The organism is Picosynechococcus sp. PCC 7002 (assembly GCF_963860125.1).
Lineage (GTDB): Bacteria > Cyanobacteriota > Cyanobacteriia > Cyanobacteriales > MRBY01 > MRBY01.
Map to the genome: position 1 here is coordinate 665,526 of NZ_CAWLFA010000001.1, position 16,853 is coordinate 682,378.

Here is a 16,853-nt window from a genome sequence, read left to right on the forward strand (position 1 = left end):
GTTTTTTCTCCTACGCAAACCACGGAATGCGTTGGACTTTTGTCTGGAAGCGACCATCATCATGGAGTTCAAACAGACGGAAACCTGGTTGTTCCCACAGTTGGCGATCGCCTTCGATGGGTTCCTGATCCGGGGGCGTCACTTGGGTACAAGTTGATGGCGTACCAAAGCAAGGAATTCCCCCTTGGGTGACGCTGTATTCCAGGTGGACGTGACCAAAGAAAACCGTTTTTACCTGGGGATGATGTTGCACAATCTGCCAAAACTCGGCGCGGTTGGTCATATCGATTTGATCGAGCCAATCAACCCCCGCTGGCACCACATGGTGATGGATGGCGATCGCCACCGGAGAATTTTGATGATGTTCTAACCTTTCAGCGAGCCAGGCCAGTTGCGCCGTATCTAAAAAACCCTCGCCATATTCTGGGTTCTCAAGAAACGAATCCAACAGCAACAGTTTCCAGTTCCCCAAAGCAACGTTCTTGTCTGGCGAAAGATAATCTCCCTGCAAAATCCCGGCCATCAGTTCTGGATCGTCGTGGTTCCCTGGCAGCCAATAGCTGGGAATCTGGGTCGCTTCGACCAAATCCCGTAGCCTTTCGTAGGAGATCGCCTCACCGTGGTGGGCCAAATCCCCGGTCAAAATCAGCCGATCTGGTTTAAACTGTTGCACCGCCGCTAAGACTGCTTGAAAAGAGGCATCGGTTTTCACGCCGCGCATTTCGGCCTCTGGGTGATCGAGGAGGTGGGTATCAGTAATCTGGGCAATGAGAACCATGGAAAATCGTGGGAACAATAGGGGACGAAACGGAGCAATTTAACGGAATTGGGCATTGACACCGATCTGGAACCTGCGCCCCACTCCAGGGTAAGCGGGGAATGTTTCAAAATCCGCATCAAACAAATTTTCGACACTCGCCGTTAAATTTACGGTATCACTGATGGGATAGCGCGCCCGCAGATCCAAGTTTGTGTAGCCTGCCAAGGATTCAGTATTGGCATTATTCGTCAGGCGATCACCCACCCGTTTCAGGAAAATTCCGGCATAAATTCCCTGGGGATTTTCGTAGGCAAGACCCACATTGAAATAATCTGTCCCCGCAAAGGCGACCTCATTACCAACCACCGTCGGATCAGCATCGGCAAGAATTTCTGAGTTGTTCCAAGTGTAATTAGCAAAGGCAGAAAGAGATCGGGACAATTGCAACGTCACCTCTGCTTCTAAACCTTGATTGCGGGCTTTCCGGACATTTTGGGGAGTGAATGTCCCAAGATCAAAGACGATGGCATCATCGAGGGTGTTATTAAAATAGGTCAGCCGCACCAAAGCACGATCCGAAAAACGGTGGTCAACACCCAGATCAAAACTATTCCCCAGTTCCGGCACTAAATCAGGATTGCTAAACCCCGGAAAATAGAGATCCACGGCAGTTGGCACCCGGAAATTACGGGCATAGTTCCCCCGAATTCGGGTGGAGTCTCCCACTTGCCAGGCAAACCCTGCACTGGGTGATGTGACGGAACCATCGGCCAAACTATTAAAGTCCTGGCGCACGCCCAGATTTAAAGTCAGTTCCGGGGTAATATCCAGGCCATAGCGGGCAAAAATGGCCCCTTGACTGAGGTTTTCGTCGTAACTAAAGCCAAATACGCCAGGATCCTCTGCTTTTGCAGTCAAATAGCGGTAATCAAAACCATAGGTGAGATTTTGGGTTTCATTTAGTTGCCAATTGTGCTGAATCTGGGCACCAAAAGAATTGTTTTCATAGCGGGCATCGGTTGTCCCAAATTGATTCTCATCAAAGAAACGAAAATCATTCAGATCTGCAAATAATCTTGTCGTCAGCAGAGAATCATCGCTATTCCCCAGGCGAGACTCCAAATCCAGAGAAAGTAACCAATTATTGTCGTATTGGGTTGCATTTGGACTTGGGGAAGAAACACTGCTCGGAATTTCTAAATCCTTACTGCTGTAGATGCCGTTGAAGCGCAACCGGTGGCGATCGCCTAACTGATTAACCACCTGGAGATTCACGTTTTGGATATTCGTCGCCGCATTATCCCGGACACCCGACAAACCCCGTGCTGCAATGTCATAGTCAAAATCATTTTCTGCGGCGGTGCGGTCATAGGCCAGTCGCACTGCCTGGGTTTCCGCACCAAAACTCACCCCAACATTTTGGCGATTGTAGCCAAAGCTCCCCAGATCGACCCCGATCTCTACTGCAACTGGTTGGTTAAATCCGGGTTGGCGCGTCACAATATTAATCACGCCGCCGATGGCATTGGAACCAAACAACACCGAACTGCCCCCAGGGATTAATTCAATGCGTTCGACATTATCGGTAGTCAAATTAGACAGATCAAAGTTCCCTGAATCGAAACGATTCAGCGGTCTGCCATCGAGCAAAATTAATGTTTGGGAAGAACTATTGGCCCCCCGAAAAATTTGCGAACTTTGGGCACCGAGGCGAGATCCAGCCGTGCTATCAATAAAAATCCCAGGGAAATATTTCAAGGCTTCGTTGACGGTGCGATACCCTTGGGCTTCAATTTGCTCCCGGTTAATCACATAGGCCGCACGGGTCGCATCTTGAACCGTTTCTTCCTGGCGTGACGGAGCATATACAGGTTGATTTAATAGCTGGTCAATGACCGTTAGTTCAAAATCAACGGTCTCTTGTTCATCATCTAGATCGTTTTCTTCTTGAGCAAAAACAGCGGTACTACTACAGAGAAAACAAACAATCGTAAAACAAATCGTCTGGGTCGTAAAAAATGACGTCATCTAAGAATATTTTGGGCTAATTTTTAATGTAATGAAGGCAGAATTCATGGAGCAATGGCAAGACTTTTGAGTCATAAAAAGCCTTGGTCAATAACCTTAAGAAAAGCAAAGCAGTTGAGCGATCAAAATATCGTCGATTTTTTCTGGTTTGCCAAAATCAATGCATTTCTCAACCTCATTGAATGAGGCTAATGCTGATGGAATAACGGGTTAAAGCAATGTTTAAGACAAACTCGCTAACGAGACTGGGTTTGCTGATTGCGGCGATATTGCAGTCTCAGAAGATAGAAATTATGGGCAGCAGAAAAAGATTGAGTGCTAAAAGAAAACATCATCCGTACCTCGCAGATGGGTAATTACTAAAACGTTTATGCTTGGCTCGGCGGGCATTCTGACTTAGAAATTGCTGAAAATTTCCTTACAGCTGCGGGACAGCGACGGATTTGCACCGTTCTTTCCCCATTGCTTTTATCGGCTGATCCCCGATAAAACCGAACAGAGTCTAATTATATAGCAGGCGATCGCCCCCAATGTAAATAGATTTATGAAGTCCCCTTGAGCCTTGGGAGAAAAGCACCTTTAGGGATTAAGCAGGGCCGTAATGTGGGGGATAATCTGGGCGTGGTTGGTCAATAAATAATCCAGGCGATCGCTAATCAGCGACAAAATTAAATCCTCGTAGGTCATTCCCTCTTCTGATAGTCCCTGGGCAACCAAGCTGGTGACGTTGGCAGCGGGCCGCTTAAGATCGGGTTTGGGATTAGCCTCTAAAATTTGGATATTTCCCATCGCATCCATCCGGGCATCGATACGAATTAAGGCATTTAAACTAAATTCCCAGTAGACTTGTTGGGCGAGTTTTGCTAGCTTTTTTTTGGCTGGGTCACTGTCATCTAAAAAGCGAATTCTTTGGCCTGTAATTGCCTTTTTATCCATCGAGGTAAAAATCTTTTCATCGGCTTCTAAAAGACGCTCTAAAATCGAAAACGTAAAGGGAGATTCTAATTTTTCAAACTGCCCTTGACGATGGCGCACATAGCCACACACAGAGACACAAAATTCGCGCCCGGTTAAGAAGGGTTCAATCAAAGCGGTGTTGTGGGTTTGCTGATGTATGTTGGCGATCGCCTCACCGAGATCCTGGGGCTGATCCACAAAATGAATGTTCAAAGAGGCACGACCAGACACGGGTTTAACCAGAAAACTGCCCTGGTAATCGCCAAAAGTCTGCTGGAAACGAGCGTTGTCCTTGGCAGTAAATTTCCCCTGGGCTGGATGCCAAATCATGAACGGCGCAGTGGGAAAACCGAGCCCTTGCAGTTCCCGTTTAAAGCTGTGTTTATTATCTAAAATCGAGCTATTTAAAGGGTTATGGCCGATATAGGGTACTCCCAACATTTCTAAAATTGCCGGGGTGTGGCAGACGGGATTGTAACCCTGCACCCCACCAGTATTCAGCCAAGCCAGATGAATTTGATGTTTCCGGAGGCGATCGCCTAATGTCGCATCATCGGGCAACACAAACACGTGCTGAAACCCTAAATCTTCGAGGGCCGCGGCAATGTCATGGGCTACCACTTCGTAGGTTTTGGTGGAGCGGGGATTGTGGGTTTGGTAGATCACAGCCCCCTGCGCTGCTTTGTCACCCCCATGAATTACAGCAATTCTTAACTTTTTCCGGAGAATTTCAAGGTAGTTTGGTAGTTGACTGAAATCGTAAACAAATCCCATCATTAACGTGACTTTCCCACAATTCTGAGCAGTTTTGTTATTTTAGAGGATCCCTGAGAAAGATATGGCAGGCAGAAAAAAAGAGATTGAGTCTTTAAAAGTACTAAAATCTCTAAACAAAAAAATCATGTCTGCATCCTATCCGACAGACCTCACCAATGACCAATGGTCTCTCATCAAACCCCTACTTCCCCCAGTTCAATCTAGCAAGCTCCTGTCCCACTGACCTGCGCCAGGTTGTTCATACACGCTTTTATCTCCTCTACGGGTAGTATTATCTAGCGCTTACTGCCCCGTAATTTTCCCCAATAGAAAACCGTCTCCTCCTACGCCCACTAATGGTGTGACGACACGACCCTCGAACCCATTAAACAAACTCCCCACCAATGGAAGTGCCGCACAGGTCACGAGCACCCTCCTCACCCAGCTATGGAGTGGTCAATGCTCAATCGATGGATACAGCCACAATGATTCATCAGGAGATCAGCTACCAAGGCGATGAATTGCGGTGCTTGACATAATTTTCAAAAGATTGGCTGCGTCAATTTGTTTCCATTTCGATAACGATCTTAATAGTACTTATGCTTACCGCTTCATCCCTGGCAAAAGATCCAAAGAGACCAATATTTAAGTCAATAAAACCTCCGGGAATTAGGCTTATATTTTCCTAATCAAACAAGAATTATTTCTTTATTTGTCAATGATATTTGTGAGATTGTCTGAGTTATGAATCGTTATATGATTTTTGTTTTCTTATTGTAATTGGCAACTAAAAATAGAGAAAAATCATACTTTCTTAAATGGCGAATGCACTATTGTCCATAGACCCTTAGGGGGATTGTGGTGAAAACTTAAGAAAAATAAACCTTACTTTAAAAAAAGCAACTTTCCCGAAACTTTGCCTGGTCTAGTCTATAGTTTTTATAAACTTAATTCTTTTCATTTTCTAAAGTCAATACTTACTATAAAAAAATGACTATACCTCTATTGACCTACGAACCAAGCTCTCAGAATCAACGGGTACAAGATTTTTTTATCGGCAGTGAAGAAAGTCCCAAGCAATTTAGCGTGGAATCGGCTTTTGCAAAAACAGATTTTGAGACCTTAATCCAGGCGGCCTATCGTCAAATTTTCAATGAGCAGCAGATGCTTGAACAAAATCGCCTGAAAGTTCAAGAATCTAAGCTGAAATCAGGTTTTATTACCGTTCAAGACTTTATCCGGGCGTTGTTATTGTCTGAGTCTTTTCGGCAACGGAACTATGACGTGAACAATAACTATCGCTTTGTGCGGATGTGCGTGCAGCGGGTACTGGGCCGGGATGTTTATGGTCAGAAAGAGGTTCTTTCTTGGTCAATTTTGTTGGCGACCCAGGGCTTAAATGGCTTTGTGAATGCTCTCTTAAACTCTGAGGAATATCTCGACAATTTTGGCTTAGATACTGTTCCTTATCAGCGGCGACGCATCTTACCCCAACGCACAGAAGGAAATTTACCCTTTGCACGGATGCCCCGTTATGACGCTGATTATCGTCAACAATTAGAAGATCTGGGCTATTTCCAAGAACGGGATGAAACGCCATGGGTTGCTCCTACTTGGGTCAGTGTAATTGGGAAAACGGTTACCATTGCTGGAGCTGGCACCTTGATTTTAGGGGCGATCGCCGTTGCTTTGGCCGCTTTTGAAATCATTAAGCTGTAGGCCTATGGCTCGATTGAGGGCAAGACTTCAATTCCTTGCACAATACATAAATTTCAACCTCAAGACCGAACAGGAGCAGATCTTGGGGTTTGGTTCATTCTGCTTCGACTAAATCCGGTTGAACACCGCGATCAATCACTTCAATATCCCATTGCCCCGTGCGATCGCCTTCAAAGGCGACCCAACGACCATCGCCGCTAACGGTAGGATTACGCACTTGACCGATGTAGGTACGGGTCAGATTTTGGCTCTGGAACGCTTGGCGGTCGTAGAGATAAATATTGGTTTTTCCTTCCTGCTCGGAAGTGTAGACAATGAAGCGACCATTGCGGCTAATGTCTGGCTGGTCATAGAACACATTGGGTTGGTTTAAACCGGGCAGGGGCAAAAGCTTACGTTGGGCGAGATCATACAAAAAAATACGCCGTTGTTGGCGGCGATCGCTACTAAAGACTAGATAACGGCCTTCATCGGAAAGGCGGGGATTTTTTTCGCTGTGGAGACTATTGAGATTATTGCCAAGGGGGTCGGCTGGGGGCGTCACAAAACTGGTACTCTGGCAGCCGATACACAAAACCCCTAGAAGGGCGATCGCCCAAGCATGGTTCATGAATCTGAGGTAGCGGACTGATTCGGGAGGGCACAACAGTTCACATTATCCAGGCACACTTTCCCCCACTGTAACGCCCAGCGCACCAGGGAAACGCGATTATCCGTCGCCGTTTTTGTCAAAATATTACTAATGTGGTTGTCCACCGTGCGCTTGCTAATGTCGAGGCGCGCCGCAATCTCATGGTTCGTCAGACCCGCTGCCACCAAATCGACAATTTCGATCTCCCGTTCCGATAAAGCCGCTTCACTTGCCGTCTTTTCCGTAGCCATAGACCCTTCTTTTGTCTGTGTATTGTTATTTTCCTATTGTAGGGGAGGTTTTCACATTGGCTAGATTGTACACAATTCCCTCCCCCAGACAACTAAAGATTTAACCCCGGAAAATCGGCGATCGCCATCGTCGAACTGACAAGCTGCATCCCGGCTGCGGCAAATCGATCAAAGGCTTGATCGGCCTGGGCCGTAAAATCAACTACCCCAGGAATCACGACCGGAGAAGTACAGTCCTCCAAAAGATAAACTTTCTTTGCCAAGGCTGGATCGTGACGCAAAATTTCCGAGAGTAAATCGTCCACCGTCCAGGCTAGACAGTGGCTTTTCGCTTGCCCCGCAATAATCAGCGCATCAAAGGCCAACAATTTTTGCAGGAAACGGGTATTTTCCTGGGCAATGGGTTGTCCCTGGGCATCGTCTAAGACCTCTGGCCGCAACGCAGAATAATTTTCCGTGAGGGGATTATCTCCTTTAATTTCAAAATGGGTTTGGCTATGGCGCACTAAGTTATGGAAAAACAGAGCCTCTTCCACCGCTGGCACAAGGGCATGGCCAATTCCTCCGAGCATGGCGTGGTAGGGCCAAATCGTCAGGGGATATTTCCCTGCTTGGCTGAGTTGGGCGGTGTAGTGACGGGCATATTGTTGTAAGTCTTCGTAGTCGCGCTTCGTACTAAAGGCGATCGCCGGATTGACGCGCCAAAGACCCTGTTCAACCTCCGCAAAGCTGATATTGCTCGCGGGTTGGGGATGTTCGCCCGCTCCATTGACCCAAAAGACCGGGTGAAAAATTTGCACCGCCTTGTGGGTGTCCATGGTAGGGGTAATGGTGGTAATTGTTCCGAGATTTCGGTAGATAAATTCACACAAACGTCGGTTATCTTCCACGGCCCCCAGTCCCGATTGGCCGCCGACAAACAGCTCAAACTCCGGGATACAAAAGGTATTCTGCACATCGACCACCAGCAGGCAAACACGACAGCGGTCAGTGGTGGCCGGCTGAATCCCGTGTTCCTTGGCCCAGGTTTCAGCCGCGGCAGCCCGGTCTAGATAGGGGACACGCCAGATCTCACCAACGGTCTGGGGATTAAAAAAAGCAGGAATGGGTAGTTGGTTCGCCATCATCGACACCTCAATTGGCAACAGATATTTTCGCCACACCCTTATTGTGGTGTTTTAAAAACACATTGTCAAATCGGGGTCAGCCGAGGGAAAGGCGATCGCCCAGCTTTAGTTACATCGGCCGGAGCGACAATTTGCATCATGTATTTTTAGGATTGATTCGATGTGCTTTTGTCGTGAAGTGTTGATTTTTGTTATAGTTTCCCAGGTTCAACATACAATTGTTGCCATTTAAAAGCGTATCTTTAATTACATTGCGTTGATTTTTTAAACCGTTTAATAGCAAGCAACCACTCCACAAAAGTCTTCCTCCTAACACTTACTGGAACATTTTCCTCACAAAAATTATTTCAGTAAATCAAGTTAGAGGCTGATATTTCGTGATCTGGCCCGGACAAATTTGCTCTGATTAATTACTCAAATTGTCCGCCAATTCTGTGCAGTTGAATTTATTTGATAACGGAGAAACATTTCTATGGCGATCGCCGTAATTACCGAAAAGTTACTTGCTGCCAAAAAAGCAACAGGTCTTAATTTTGCGACCCTCGGCGAAAAAGTTGGCCGCGATGAAACTTGGGTCGCTGCTGTATTCTACCGTCAAGCCAGTGCCGATGAGACGGAAGCAAAAACCCTCGTCACCGCCGTCGGTTTACCGGAAGATTTCGCCGCAGCACTTACCGAACCGCCCCTCAAAGGTTCCCTAGAGCCCGTCATTCCCACCGATCCATTGATCTATCGCTTCTACGAAATCATGCAAGTGTATGGGATGCCCGTCAAAGCAGTGATCCACGAAAAATTCGGCGATGGGATCATGAGTGCCATTGATTTTTCCATTGAAGTGGATAAGGTCGAAGACCCCAAAGGCGATCGCGTGCAAGTAACCATGTGCGGCAAATTTTTACCCTACAAAAAATGGTAAGCCATTGAAAAGTGATTGGGTTTTTCTTTTTTGAGTTTTAAGCTTGATGTACATAGCAAAGTCCCTAGATTTTTGACAGAATCCAGGGACTTTTACTTGGTTTAAACGCACAAAATCAAGGGCTGATTTTAAGGATTAGAGGTGGCCACTTGGCTCTGGGCTTCCCGGAGTTTTTCTTGATCCTTACGACGTTTTTTCGCATAGAGTTGGATTGCGGCGGCCATAAAAACAATCAACGCCAGAATTAAACCCCCTGTCCAATTGAGGGGCAAACTATTTTTAAACACGGCCAACATCACAATGGTTACCAACAGGAGGGTCGGCGCTTCGTTGAGGGCGCGGAACTGTTGACCTGTCCAGGTGCAGGTGCCTTCTGCCAGCTTACGCATAATCCGCCCGCAGAAGAAATGGTAGACCAATAACAGGACAACCAAGGCCAATTTCGCATGGAGCCACCAGGCTTTTAGAACCCCCGGTTCAGTACTGATCACGGCGATCGCCATGGCCACAGTCACAAACATTCCCGGTTGGGTAATGATGTTGTAGAGGCGCTTTTCCATCAACTCATATTGTTTTTTGAGGATGCTCCGGGCGGGTTCGGGTTCCTTTTCGGCTTCGGCATGGTAGACAAAAAGGCGCACGAGGTAAAACAACCCCGCAAACCAAACCACCACACCAATAATATGGAAAGCCTTGAACCAAAAATAGGCCTGGGGAGCAATCTCTGACCAAAACTGTGTCATAGCAAGTTTCGATAAAAATCTTTATATCGTTTTTAGTCAGTGTAAAAGGGGCTGGGGGCGATCGCCGCAGTTTTTTCCGAAGTTGACATTAAATGTTAAATTCTCCGTCACTGCCAAACCAAGCCGGAGAAAGGAGATCACCGTAGACCACGCCGTGATTTTCCCTGGCAAGGTTTGTATCCCCACTGGGACTCACCCGCCAAATGGGCCAGGTTTCCTCCCCCATCACCCCGGTTTGGAATAGGACATCCTCAGCATATTGCTCACTCCAGCCCAACAAAATGGCATGGCTATATTCGGCTTCGATATTGGGTTGGAGGGTGATACTCCGTTGGGTTTTGGCATCCCAGACCACCGCAAAATCTGACATCACGCCACTGTTAAAAAAGCCTTCAAACTGCCGCGCCAGGAGCCTTTGGCCATCGGCAGACCAAGATACGGGAATCAATAGCGAAATTAAACCTGCAGCATCGTTCCCTTCGACTGCTTGAAATGCTTGGGGGGCGAGGGGCGATCGCGCCATTACCGTGCTTAAAATGCCTGTTTGCAAATTTTCCACAAATAAAACACTGGTGACCTGACTTTCCTGGAGTTGCGGGCGCAGTGCTAACTGGATACGACTGTAGGCGGCGTACTGATGGCGACCATTATTTAAGGCAGGACTGCGACACACATCGGCGCTACTCTGGTTCCCGGCGGCCACCGTAGCTTGGGTCTCTAAAATCCACTGCCAAGGGATAGGGAAAGGGCTGTGGAGTGGATCCGTAATGAGCTGGGGGTCGGCGGTGGAGATGGACATGATCTCAGGGGGGAAAGAGCGGCAAAAAAAGGACAGAACGGCCAGGAAATGGTTTACATAAACCTGAGCGGTGGGGTCTCTAGGGCATTAGAATAGCGATAAATTATTGTGCCGATGGCGACGACAACTGTGAGTTCATCTTCACCCCACCCCCCAATACCGTCAACGAAATCCCGCTTTTCTGTAACAAAATGGATCATCGCAACCTTGGGCCGCACAGCACTTTTGCTGGGTTCTGGTTTCGGGGCGATCGCCTTGGGGATCCTGGTGGGTCATTTTATGCCACGGGCCGAGCCAAAACCGCCATTATTTTTACGGTTATGGGCGACAAATTCTGCTGGAATCGCCAAGCCGACCCTCAACGAAACCATTGCTGAATTATCGGCTGAAGACCGGGCCGCCATCGAACAAGAAATTGCGGGCATTCAGGCCCAACTAGATGTCCTCGAAGCGCGCACCCAACAACTAGAGGCAGAACTCGATCTGGGTCAACAACAGGCGGATCTCGGCGATCGCCTCACCAATTTGACCACACTCCTCGCTGCTGATCCCAGCACCTTTGACCCCCAGGCGACCCCCGCAACGACTTCGCAAACTCCGGAACCGTTAAAAATCACCCTGCCCAGCAATGCCCTATTTAGTGCCGATGGGCAACTCGCCGCCGATGCCGCCGAAATTCTAGGGGCGATCGCCATCGATCTCCAGCAACAGGAGCGGCAAACGATCACCATTCGCAATTATCAAGTTGGGGAGGATGCCACCAAAGCAACAAGCCTCGCCCAACAGCAGGCCCAGGCCGTCCAAACTTACCTGGCCGAGGCTCTCCCCGGTGATTATCGTTGGCTCGTGGTGGGCTATGGTGAACAAGCCGCCGCTGATCCCCCAGAAGACACAACGGAAACCAGCAGCCAAGCCCGTCTTGAAATTAGTACCCAGTAGTTACCGGTTTTGCCGATGGATCTCCTCGATATCTTGCGCCAGGATTACCAAAAATTCCCCCAGAATCAAACCTTTGCCATTTACAGTGACGATGTTTTTTTCCAAGACCCCCTCAATCAGTTCCGGGGACGCGATCGCTATCAAAAAATGATTGGTTTTTTAGGGCGCTGGTTTCGGGATATTCACTTGGAACTCCACGACCTCCAGCAAACTCAACAGACCATCCGCAGCGAGTGGACTTTATCCATGACCTGTCCTCTGCCCTGGCAACCCCGATTACGCATTTCTGGCCATAGTCTTTTGGAAATCAACGCTGATAACTTGATCGTCTCCCACATTGATTACTGGCAAAAACCGCCCCTAAAGATTTTGCTGCAAGTTTTTCAACCGTCTCCCTAGCTTATTTCTTTTACGCTCAGACAGATTTTGTTTGCCATTGCTGTAAAACTTCAACGAGAAATTCCGCCAACGTGACCCCATCAACCCCGGCAACAGTTCTGGCCTGGGCGGCGCGAATTCCGGCCTGGGCGTGCCACCAAGCGGCTGCTGTAGCGACCTCTAAGGGTGCTTCTGGATGTTGGGCCAAAAGGCCACCGATTAAACCAAGGAGAACATCGCCACTACCGCCTCTAGCTAAAGCTGGGGTACTTTCTGTAATGCAATGGGTCACGCCATCGGGACGGGCAATAACAGTTTTTGCCCCCTTCAAAAGGGCGATCGCCCCGGTCAGTTGGGCCGCCTTTTGGGTCATCTGGAATCGGTCGGCGGTGATGGGGATTTGGTCAGCAAATAGACGCTTAAATTCGCCGAGATGGGGCGTTAAAATTGTGGGGAAATGGCGGTTTTGAAGCACTTCTAGATCTTCCTCGGCCAGCCAATTGAGGGCATCGGCGTCTAACACTAGAGGCACTTCCCGCGGCGTGAGATCGGGCATTAAATTAGTCGCCCCCGCAAGGGTCAAACCACAGCCACAGGCCACCGCTTGGTATCGGGAAAAGTCTAGGCTTGGCAGTTGGGCGATCGCCCCCGTTTCATCTTCTGGGCAACCAAGCACCAAGGCTTCCGGCAGTTGGGCCACCACCAATAATTTCAGGGATTCTGGCACCGCAATGGTGAGCATGCCAATCCCCGTTGCTCGCGCCCCCAAAGCCGCCAGCAGCACACTTCCCAGATAAGTTTGGGAGCCACCAATGAGCAATAAATGGCCCTGTTTGTATTTGTGGGTTAACGGCGATCGCCCCAGGGGTAACAAACGTTGTAACAAGCTTTGGGGAATGCCTTGAATCGTATTTTTGGCGGATAAAGTTTCTGCAATTAAATGGGAGGGAATACCAAAATCAAGGCGGTTAACTTTACCTAGATAAGGCGTGGCAACATCCTGGCCGTAGGCCCGTTTCCAAAGCCCTAAGCAGAGACTTTCCGTTGCTTGAATCGCTGTACCCAACACCGCCCCGGTATCGGTATGGAGCCCCGAAGGCAAATCAATACTGACAATGGGCCGTCCTGATTCATTCAGTTCATCGATTAATAAACCTAAATCTCCCGTAATCGGCCGCGTTAAACCAAAGCCAAATAAACCATCAATGATCAAATGACTTTCCAGAAAAATATCAAGATCTTTTGTATGGGAAATTCCTAAAAATTGTGCATAATCCCAGTGGCTTTGGGTGAGGAATTTTAGCTTTTCTAGGGGATGAAATAAGCATAATTTATAGCCTGCAAAAGATAACTCCCGTGCAACAACTAAGGCATCGCCACCATTGTGACCAGGCCCCACTAAAACACTAATTTTTCGATAATTTTTTAAAGGATAATGATTTTGAATATATTGGGCAATTAACCCCGCCGCCTTTTCCATAAGAGCTGGGGTCGGCATTCCTTGGTTAAAAATTGCTGTTTCAAGGTGCTGCATTTGGGCAGCAGTGACAAAAATCTGGTCAAGCTCAAGCATTTTTCTCTAGATAACGGTAAAGGGTCAATTAACTTTTAAAATACTCATTTTTCGGTAATGCCATGGCTCTTGCCCAAAACCCAATGGCGACGGAAAAAACGATAAAGGGATGTTTCTTCTAGGGCCAGATAAATGGGTCGACCGTGGGGACAGGTACTTGGGTTTTCGCACTGTTGCCAGCGATCAATGATTGTTTGCATGGTCGGGAAATCTAGCGGTGTGCCATTACGGACAGCAGTCCGGCAGGCGATCGCCACTTGGGCGGCCTCAAGATCTCCCCCCCGACTCAATTCTAGTAAAGCAGCTTCTAGATCAGAATGGCCTTGCAAAGCCCGAGGAATCGTATTGACTCGCCAAACATTTTCCCCAAAAATTTCGAGATCCAAACCCAGTTGGTCTGTTAGTTGCTCTATTTGTTTTGGTGATAAGTCATTTAGCAGCACGGGTTGAATCGGAGAAATAAGCTGCCAATTTTTGCATAAGTCTTCATAAATTGCCCGTTCGTCGGCAATGTGCTGCTCTACTAGCCAGATGCCATCGGGATGTTCCGTAATGATATAAGTATTGCGGGCTTGGCCAATGACTTTTAAGACTTTTTTGTGTGGATTTGATGCGCTTGTCGTTGAATGTTCAGAGGGAGGCTCAATAGAATAGTTCTCTTTTTTTTCTGCTGCTTGAATAAGACTTAAAACCCGCTGATTTTCTAAGCGTGGTAGATTAGCCTCGCTGAAGCTTAAACCTTTGGCGATCGCCTGCGGAATAATCTCTTGCCAGAGGGTTTGATGTTGTAGATAAATTTCGCTTTTTGCGGGATGACGATTCCAGTCGATGTGTTCTGGTGGGACATGGAGATGGACAAAACAGATGGGGTGGCGATCGCGGGGAAGAGTACGACTAAATCCTTTCATGATCGCCTGTTCTAAAGCCGAAAATTTAACAATTCTGCCGTTAATTGCCAACTTTAACCAATCGGCCTGGTGGCGGTGACAACGGTCTGGTAAACCGAGGACTACTTCCAAATAACTTGTTGCATAATCAGAATTATTTTCTGTCAAAAAATCTGTGGCTTGATAGCGTTGAAAAATCAAGTCTTGAATACTAATTGATCTTAGCAGTTGCGGCAAAATCTCCTGGGCATTTTTTCCTGCACTAATGACAAACCAGGGCTGATTATTTTGGTTGACTTGCCAGGTAATTTGTGGCTGACCTAGGGCCAAATGATAAATCATCTGCTGGGCGGTTTTGAGCTGCTGGGCGATCGCCGGTAAGGCATGGCGTCGCACCGGAAAATTCTGAAAAATGTCTGTCACCGTCACCATCGTTCCCACGGCCATTGGCTTGAGGAGTGGTTCCGAAACATGATTTTGCTGCACTGTGAGTTGATAACCGGGTTGTCCATCTTGACAACTGGCGATGGTAAGTTTCGCCACCTGAGCAATGCTGTGGAGGGCTTCCCCCCGGAATCCGAGGCTTTTGATGTGGGCTAAATCTTGGCGATCGCCAATCTTACTTGTCCGGTGGGGGAGGGCGCACTGTTGCAAATCCTCCAGATCCATTCCCTGACCATTATCTACAACGCGAATTTGCCAACGTTGGGGCTGAATATCGATGTTAATGCGTGTCGCCCCGGCATCAATGGCATTTTCTGCCAACTCCCGTACCACCGCTGCCAGGGAATCAATCACTTCACCAGCCGCAATTAACTGGATGACATCATTAGGGAGTTGTTTGATATTGGCCATTTAGTGCTGAGTAATTATTTATTTTTGACGATCAAGTTATGACTAAGATCTCAGTAATTTAAGACCAGGCTTTAATAACTTAGCACTCACTTTTGATGAAGGTTGAAAATTTTTATGGAAAACTATTTTATCTTCAAATCAAACATCAGAAAATAATCATGACCCCATTTTTAGCCAACTAAACACCTCAGCGGCGGTCAAGGTTAAGGGAATATTCGGTAGAATCTTGAGTGCATCTTCTTGCGTGAGCAGTTGTGGTTGTTGATTAGGCTGAAAAATTAGAATTGATCGATCGCCTGGATCAATAAGCCACCCCAACTGACAGCCATGCTCTAAGCAGTACAAAATATTGCCAGTGACTCGGTTAGGGCTTTGTTCAGGGGAAAGAATTTCAATTGTCCAATCTGGACACAGCAGAAAATTATCTGGGACTTCGCCATCTGCTTCCAATGGGATGCGTGACCATTGAAACACCGCAATATCAGGAACAATGGAGCGATCGCCAAAGCTACAGCACAATTCTGGAAAGGCATAGGCAAGTTGAGTTGTTTCAGTAACAGCATTGATATGATTGCTGAGTTTTAACTGAAGACGACTATGTTTCCCCTTTGGGCATCGGCTTTTGATAGATAGCACCATTGACTTTAATTAAATCATCGAGACGATTTGGTATTGTTTCTATTTGTTCTTGGATGATTAAATTATGAATTATTTGACTTCCATTTCTCAGACAGTCGGTAAGGATTTTTAAGCCAAGATCTAATTGTGGAATAATTTCGATGTTTTTACTTGAACCATCTGAATATACTTCACAGCTAAATTGACGAATCGATAAGTTTTTGTTTAGCCCATTATATAATGCGGTGTAAGGTGAAGCCTGATACTCATGAACAAAAGAGCAGCGATAATATTTATAAATCAATGCGCTATAAGTGAATTTTTTGAAAATATCATGTGGATTTTTGATATCTCTTTGAGACAAATTATTATAAATCTTCACTAGTTCTTGAATTTCTGGATCCTCATAAACCCTATGCGATTCATTCAAGCTCTTTTTGTCAATCCAATCTCGTTTGAGTTTGCTTCTAAATACTTCATCAGTATTTTCTTTCTCTAAAGAGAACGATAAAAATGGCGTGCTAACTCTACGTAAATGTTGATATTCACTATACTCTTCTAGAAAGCGGCAAAAGCGAGTTTCATTTTTCATTTTCTTTTTGGAAAAGTTTAGCAAACAACTTTCGATATAACTTAATCCATCAATTGCAGTGCAAGCAATTGAATATGCTTCAGTATGCAAATTACATGAGGGGTCATATTCTATAGGCGGTAAATTCAAACTGTTTTTTCCATTTGTAAAATAATCATTTTTAAGGAGATTTTCACATAAATCTGCTCTGAAATGAAAAAACTTTTTCACTCTTTGAGCTAAGTCTTCTGATGCTCTATTTATGTCCATAATAACTAAATATATTTTTTTCTAGACTATAAAAATAACCCCCTATCAGCATAGCCAACAGAGGGATAAAGTAAA

Annotated in this window: 17 protein-coding genes and 1 riboswitch; of the genes, 4 read left to right on the forward strand and 13 right to left on the reverse strand. The window is 46.7% G+C overall.

What is annotated here, in order from left to right; all coding sequences use genetic code 11:
• Positions 1-10 precede the first annotated feature (10 nt).
• The 3 genes from AACQ84_RS03225 to AACQ84_RS03235 form a co-directional block, all read right to left on the reverse strand.
• Positions 11-778 (reverse strand): phosphodiesterase, encoded by a 768-nt coding sequence (locus AACQ84_RS03225; RefSeq protein WP_012306265.1) that lies wholly within the window; start codon positions 776-778, stop codon positions 11-13.
• Positions 779-817: 39 nt separating this feature from the next.
• Entirely contained in the window at positions 818-2,788 is a 1,971-nt protein-coding gene (locus tag AACQ84_RS03230; protein WP_012306266.1) for a TonB-dependent receptor plug domain-containing protein, read from the reverse strand.
• Between the two features lie 364 nt (positions 2,789-3,152).
• Positions 3,153-3,299, reverse strand: a riboswitch (cobalamin riboswitch).
• 68 nt (positions 3,300-3,367) lie between these two features.
• Complete coding sequence (locus tag AACQ84_RS03235; RefSeq protein WP_012306267.1) at positions 3,368-4,522, reverse strand: D-alanine--D-alanine ligase family protein; 1,155 nt, start codon at positions 4,520-4,522, stop codon at positions 3,368-3,370.
• A 969-nt stretch (positions 4,523-5,491) separates the two neighbouring features.
• On the opposite strand from AACQ84_RS03235, the gene AACQ84_RS03240 reads away from it, so the two are divergent.
• Positions 5,492-6,220, forward strand: a complete 729-nt coding sequence (locus tag AACQ84_RS03240) for a phycobilisome rod-core linker polypeptide (RefSeq protein ID WP_012306268.1) — start codon at positions 5,492-5,494, stop codon at positions 6,218-6,220.
• 94 nt (positions 6,221-6,314) lie between these two features.
• Here the strand turns inward: AACQ84_RS03240 and AACQ84_RS03245 are convergent, their stop codons facing one another.
• The 3 genes from AACQ84_RS03245 to AACQ84_RS03255 all read right to left on the reverse strand — a co-directional run bounded on the left by AACQ84_RS03245 (position 6,315) and on the right by AACQ84_RS03255 (position 8,226).
• A complete protein-coding gene (locus AACQ84_RS03245) occupies positions 6,315-6,830 on the reverse strand; it encodes a TolB family protein (RefSeq protein WP_012306269.1) in 516 nt (171 codons plus the stop codon).
• Positions 6,827-7,102, reverse strand: coding sequence for a helix-turn-helix domain-containing protein (locus AACQ84_RS03250; RefSeq protein WP_012306270.1), 276 nt, complete (start codon positions 7,100-7,102; stop codon positions 6,827-6,829). The genes AACQ84_RS03245 and AACQ84_RS03250 overlap by 4 nt, the downstream gene beginning before the upstream one ends.
• Positions 7,103-7,194: 92 nt before the next feature.
• Positions 7,195-8,226 (reverse strand): isochorismatase, encoded by a 1,032-nt coding sequence (locus AACQ84_RS03255; protein ID WP_012306271.1) that lies wholly within the window; start codon positions 8,224-8,226, stop codon positions 7,195-7,197.
• 475 nt (positions 8,227-8,701) lie between these two features.
• On the opposite strand from AACQ84_RS03255, the gene cynS reads away from it, so the two are divergent.
• Entirely contained in the window at positions 8,702-9,145 is a 444-nt protein-coding gene (gene cynS, locus AACQ84_RS03260; RefSeq protein WP_012306272.1) for a cyanase, read from the forward strand.
• Between the two features lie 128 nt (positions 9,146-9,273).
• Here the strand turns inward: cynS and hemJ are convergent, their stop codons facing one another.
• The 3 genes from hemJ to AACQ84_RS03275 form a co-directional block, all read right to left on the reverse strand.
• Positions 9,274-9,888, reverse strand: coding sequence for a protoporphyrinogen oxidase HemJ (gene hemJ, locus AACQ84_RS03265; protein ID WP_012306273.1), 615 nt, complete (start codon positions 9,886-9,888; stop codon positions 9,274-9,276).
• Positions 9,889-9,976: 88 nt separating this feature from the next.
• Entirely contained in the window at positions 9,977-10,687 is a 711-nt protein-coding gene (locus tag AACQ84_RS03270) for a hypothetical protein (RefSeq protein WP_012306274.1), read from the reverse strand.
• A 53-nt stretch (positions 10,688-10,740) separates the two neighbouring features.
• Complete coding sequence (locus AACQ84_RS03275) at positions 10,741-10,887, reverse strand: hypothetical protein (RefSeq protein WP_156785464.1); 147 nt, start codon at positions 10,885-10,887, stop codon at positions 10,741-10,743.
• Positions 10,888-10,894: 7 nt separating this feature from the next.
• Between AACQ84_RS03275 and AACQ84_RS03280 the strand changes: the two genes are divergently transcribed.
• Positions 10,895-11,626 carry a hypothetical protein gene (locus AACQ84_RS03280; RefSeq protein WP_143589366.1) on the forward strand — a complete coding sequence of 244 codons (732 nt, stop codon included), beginning with the start codon at positions 10,895-10,897 and terminating at the stop codon, positions 11,624-11,626.
• Positions 11,627-11,641: 15 nt separating this feature from the next.
• The gene (locus tag AACQ84_RS03285) at positions 11,642-12,025 is read left to right on the forward strand and encodes a DUF2358 domain-containing protein (RefSeq protein WP_012306276.1); all 384 of its coding nucleotides are present in this window, start codon (positions 11,642-11,644) and stop codon (positions 12,023-12,025) included.
• A gap of 16 nt (positions 12,026-12,041) precedes the next feature.
• Here the strand turns inward: AACQ84_RS03285 and AACQ84_RS03290 are convergent, their stop codons facing one another.
• The 4 genes from AACQ84_RS03290 to AACQ84_RS03305 form a co-directional block, all read right to left on the reverse strand.
• On the reverse strand, positions 12,042-13,577 hold the full coding sequence (locus tag AACQ84_RS03290) for a bifunctional ADP-dependent NAD(P)H-hydrate dehydratase/NAD(P)H-hydrate epimerase (RefSeq protein WP_012306277.1): 1,536 nt from the start codon (positions 13,575-13,577) through the stop codon (positions 12,042-12,044).
• Between the two features lie 44 nt (positions 13,578-13,621).
• Positions 13,622-15,319 carry a DNA mismatch repair endonuclease MutL gene (gene mutL / locus AACQ84_RS03295; protein WP_012306278.1) on the reverse strand — a complete coding sequence of 566 codons (1,698 nt, stop codon included), beginning with the start codon at positions 15,317-15,319 and terminating at the stop codon, positions 13,622-13,624.
• 156 nt (positions 15,320-15,475) lie between these two features.
• Positions 15,476-15,958 carry a Uma2 family endonuclease gene (locus AACQ84_RS03300; protein WP_012306279.1) on the reverse strand — a complete coding sequence of 161 codons (483 nt, stop codon included), beginning with the start codon at positions 15,956-15,958 and terminating at the stop codon, positions 15,476-15,478.
• Positions 15,915-16,778, reverse strand: a complete 864-nt coding sequence (locus tag AACQ84_RS03305) for a hypothetical protein (protein WP_012306280.1) — start codon at positions 16,776-16,778, stop codon at positions 15,915-15,917. Before AACQ84_RS03305 ends, AACQ84_RS03300 begins: the two co-directional genes overlap by 44 nt.
• Between the last annotated feature and the right edge of the window lie 75 nt (positions 16,779-16,853).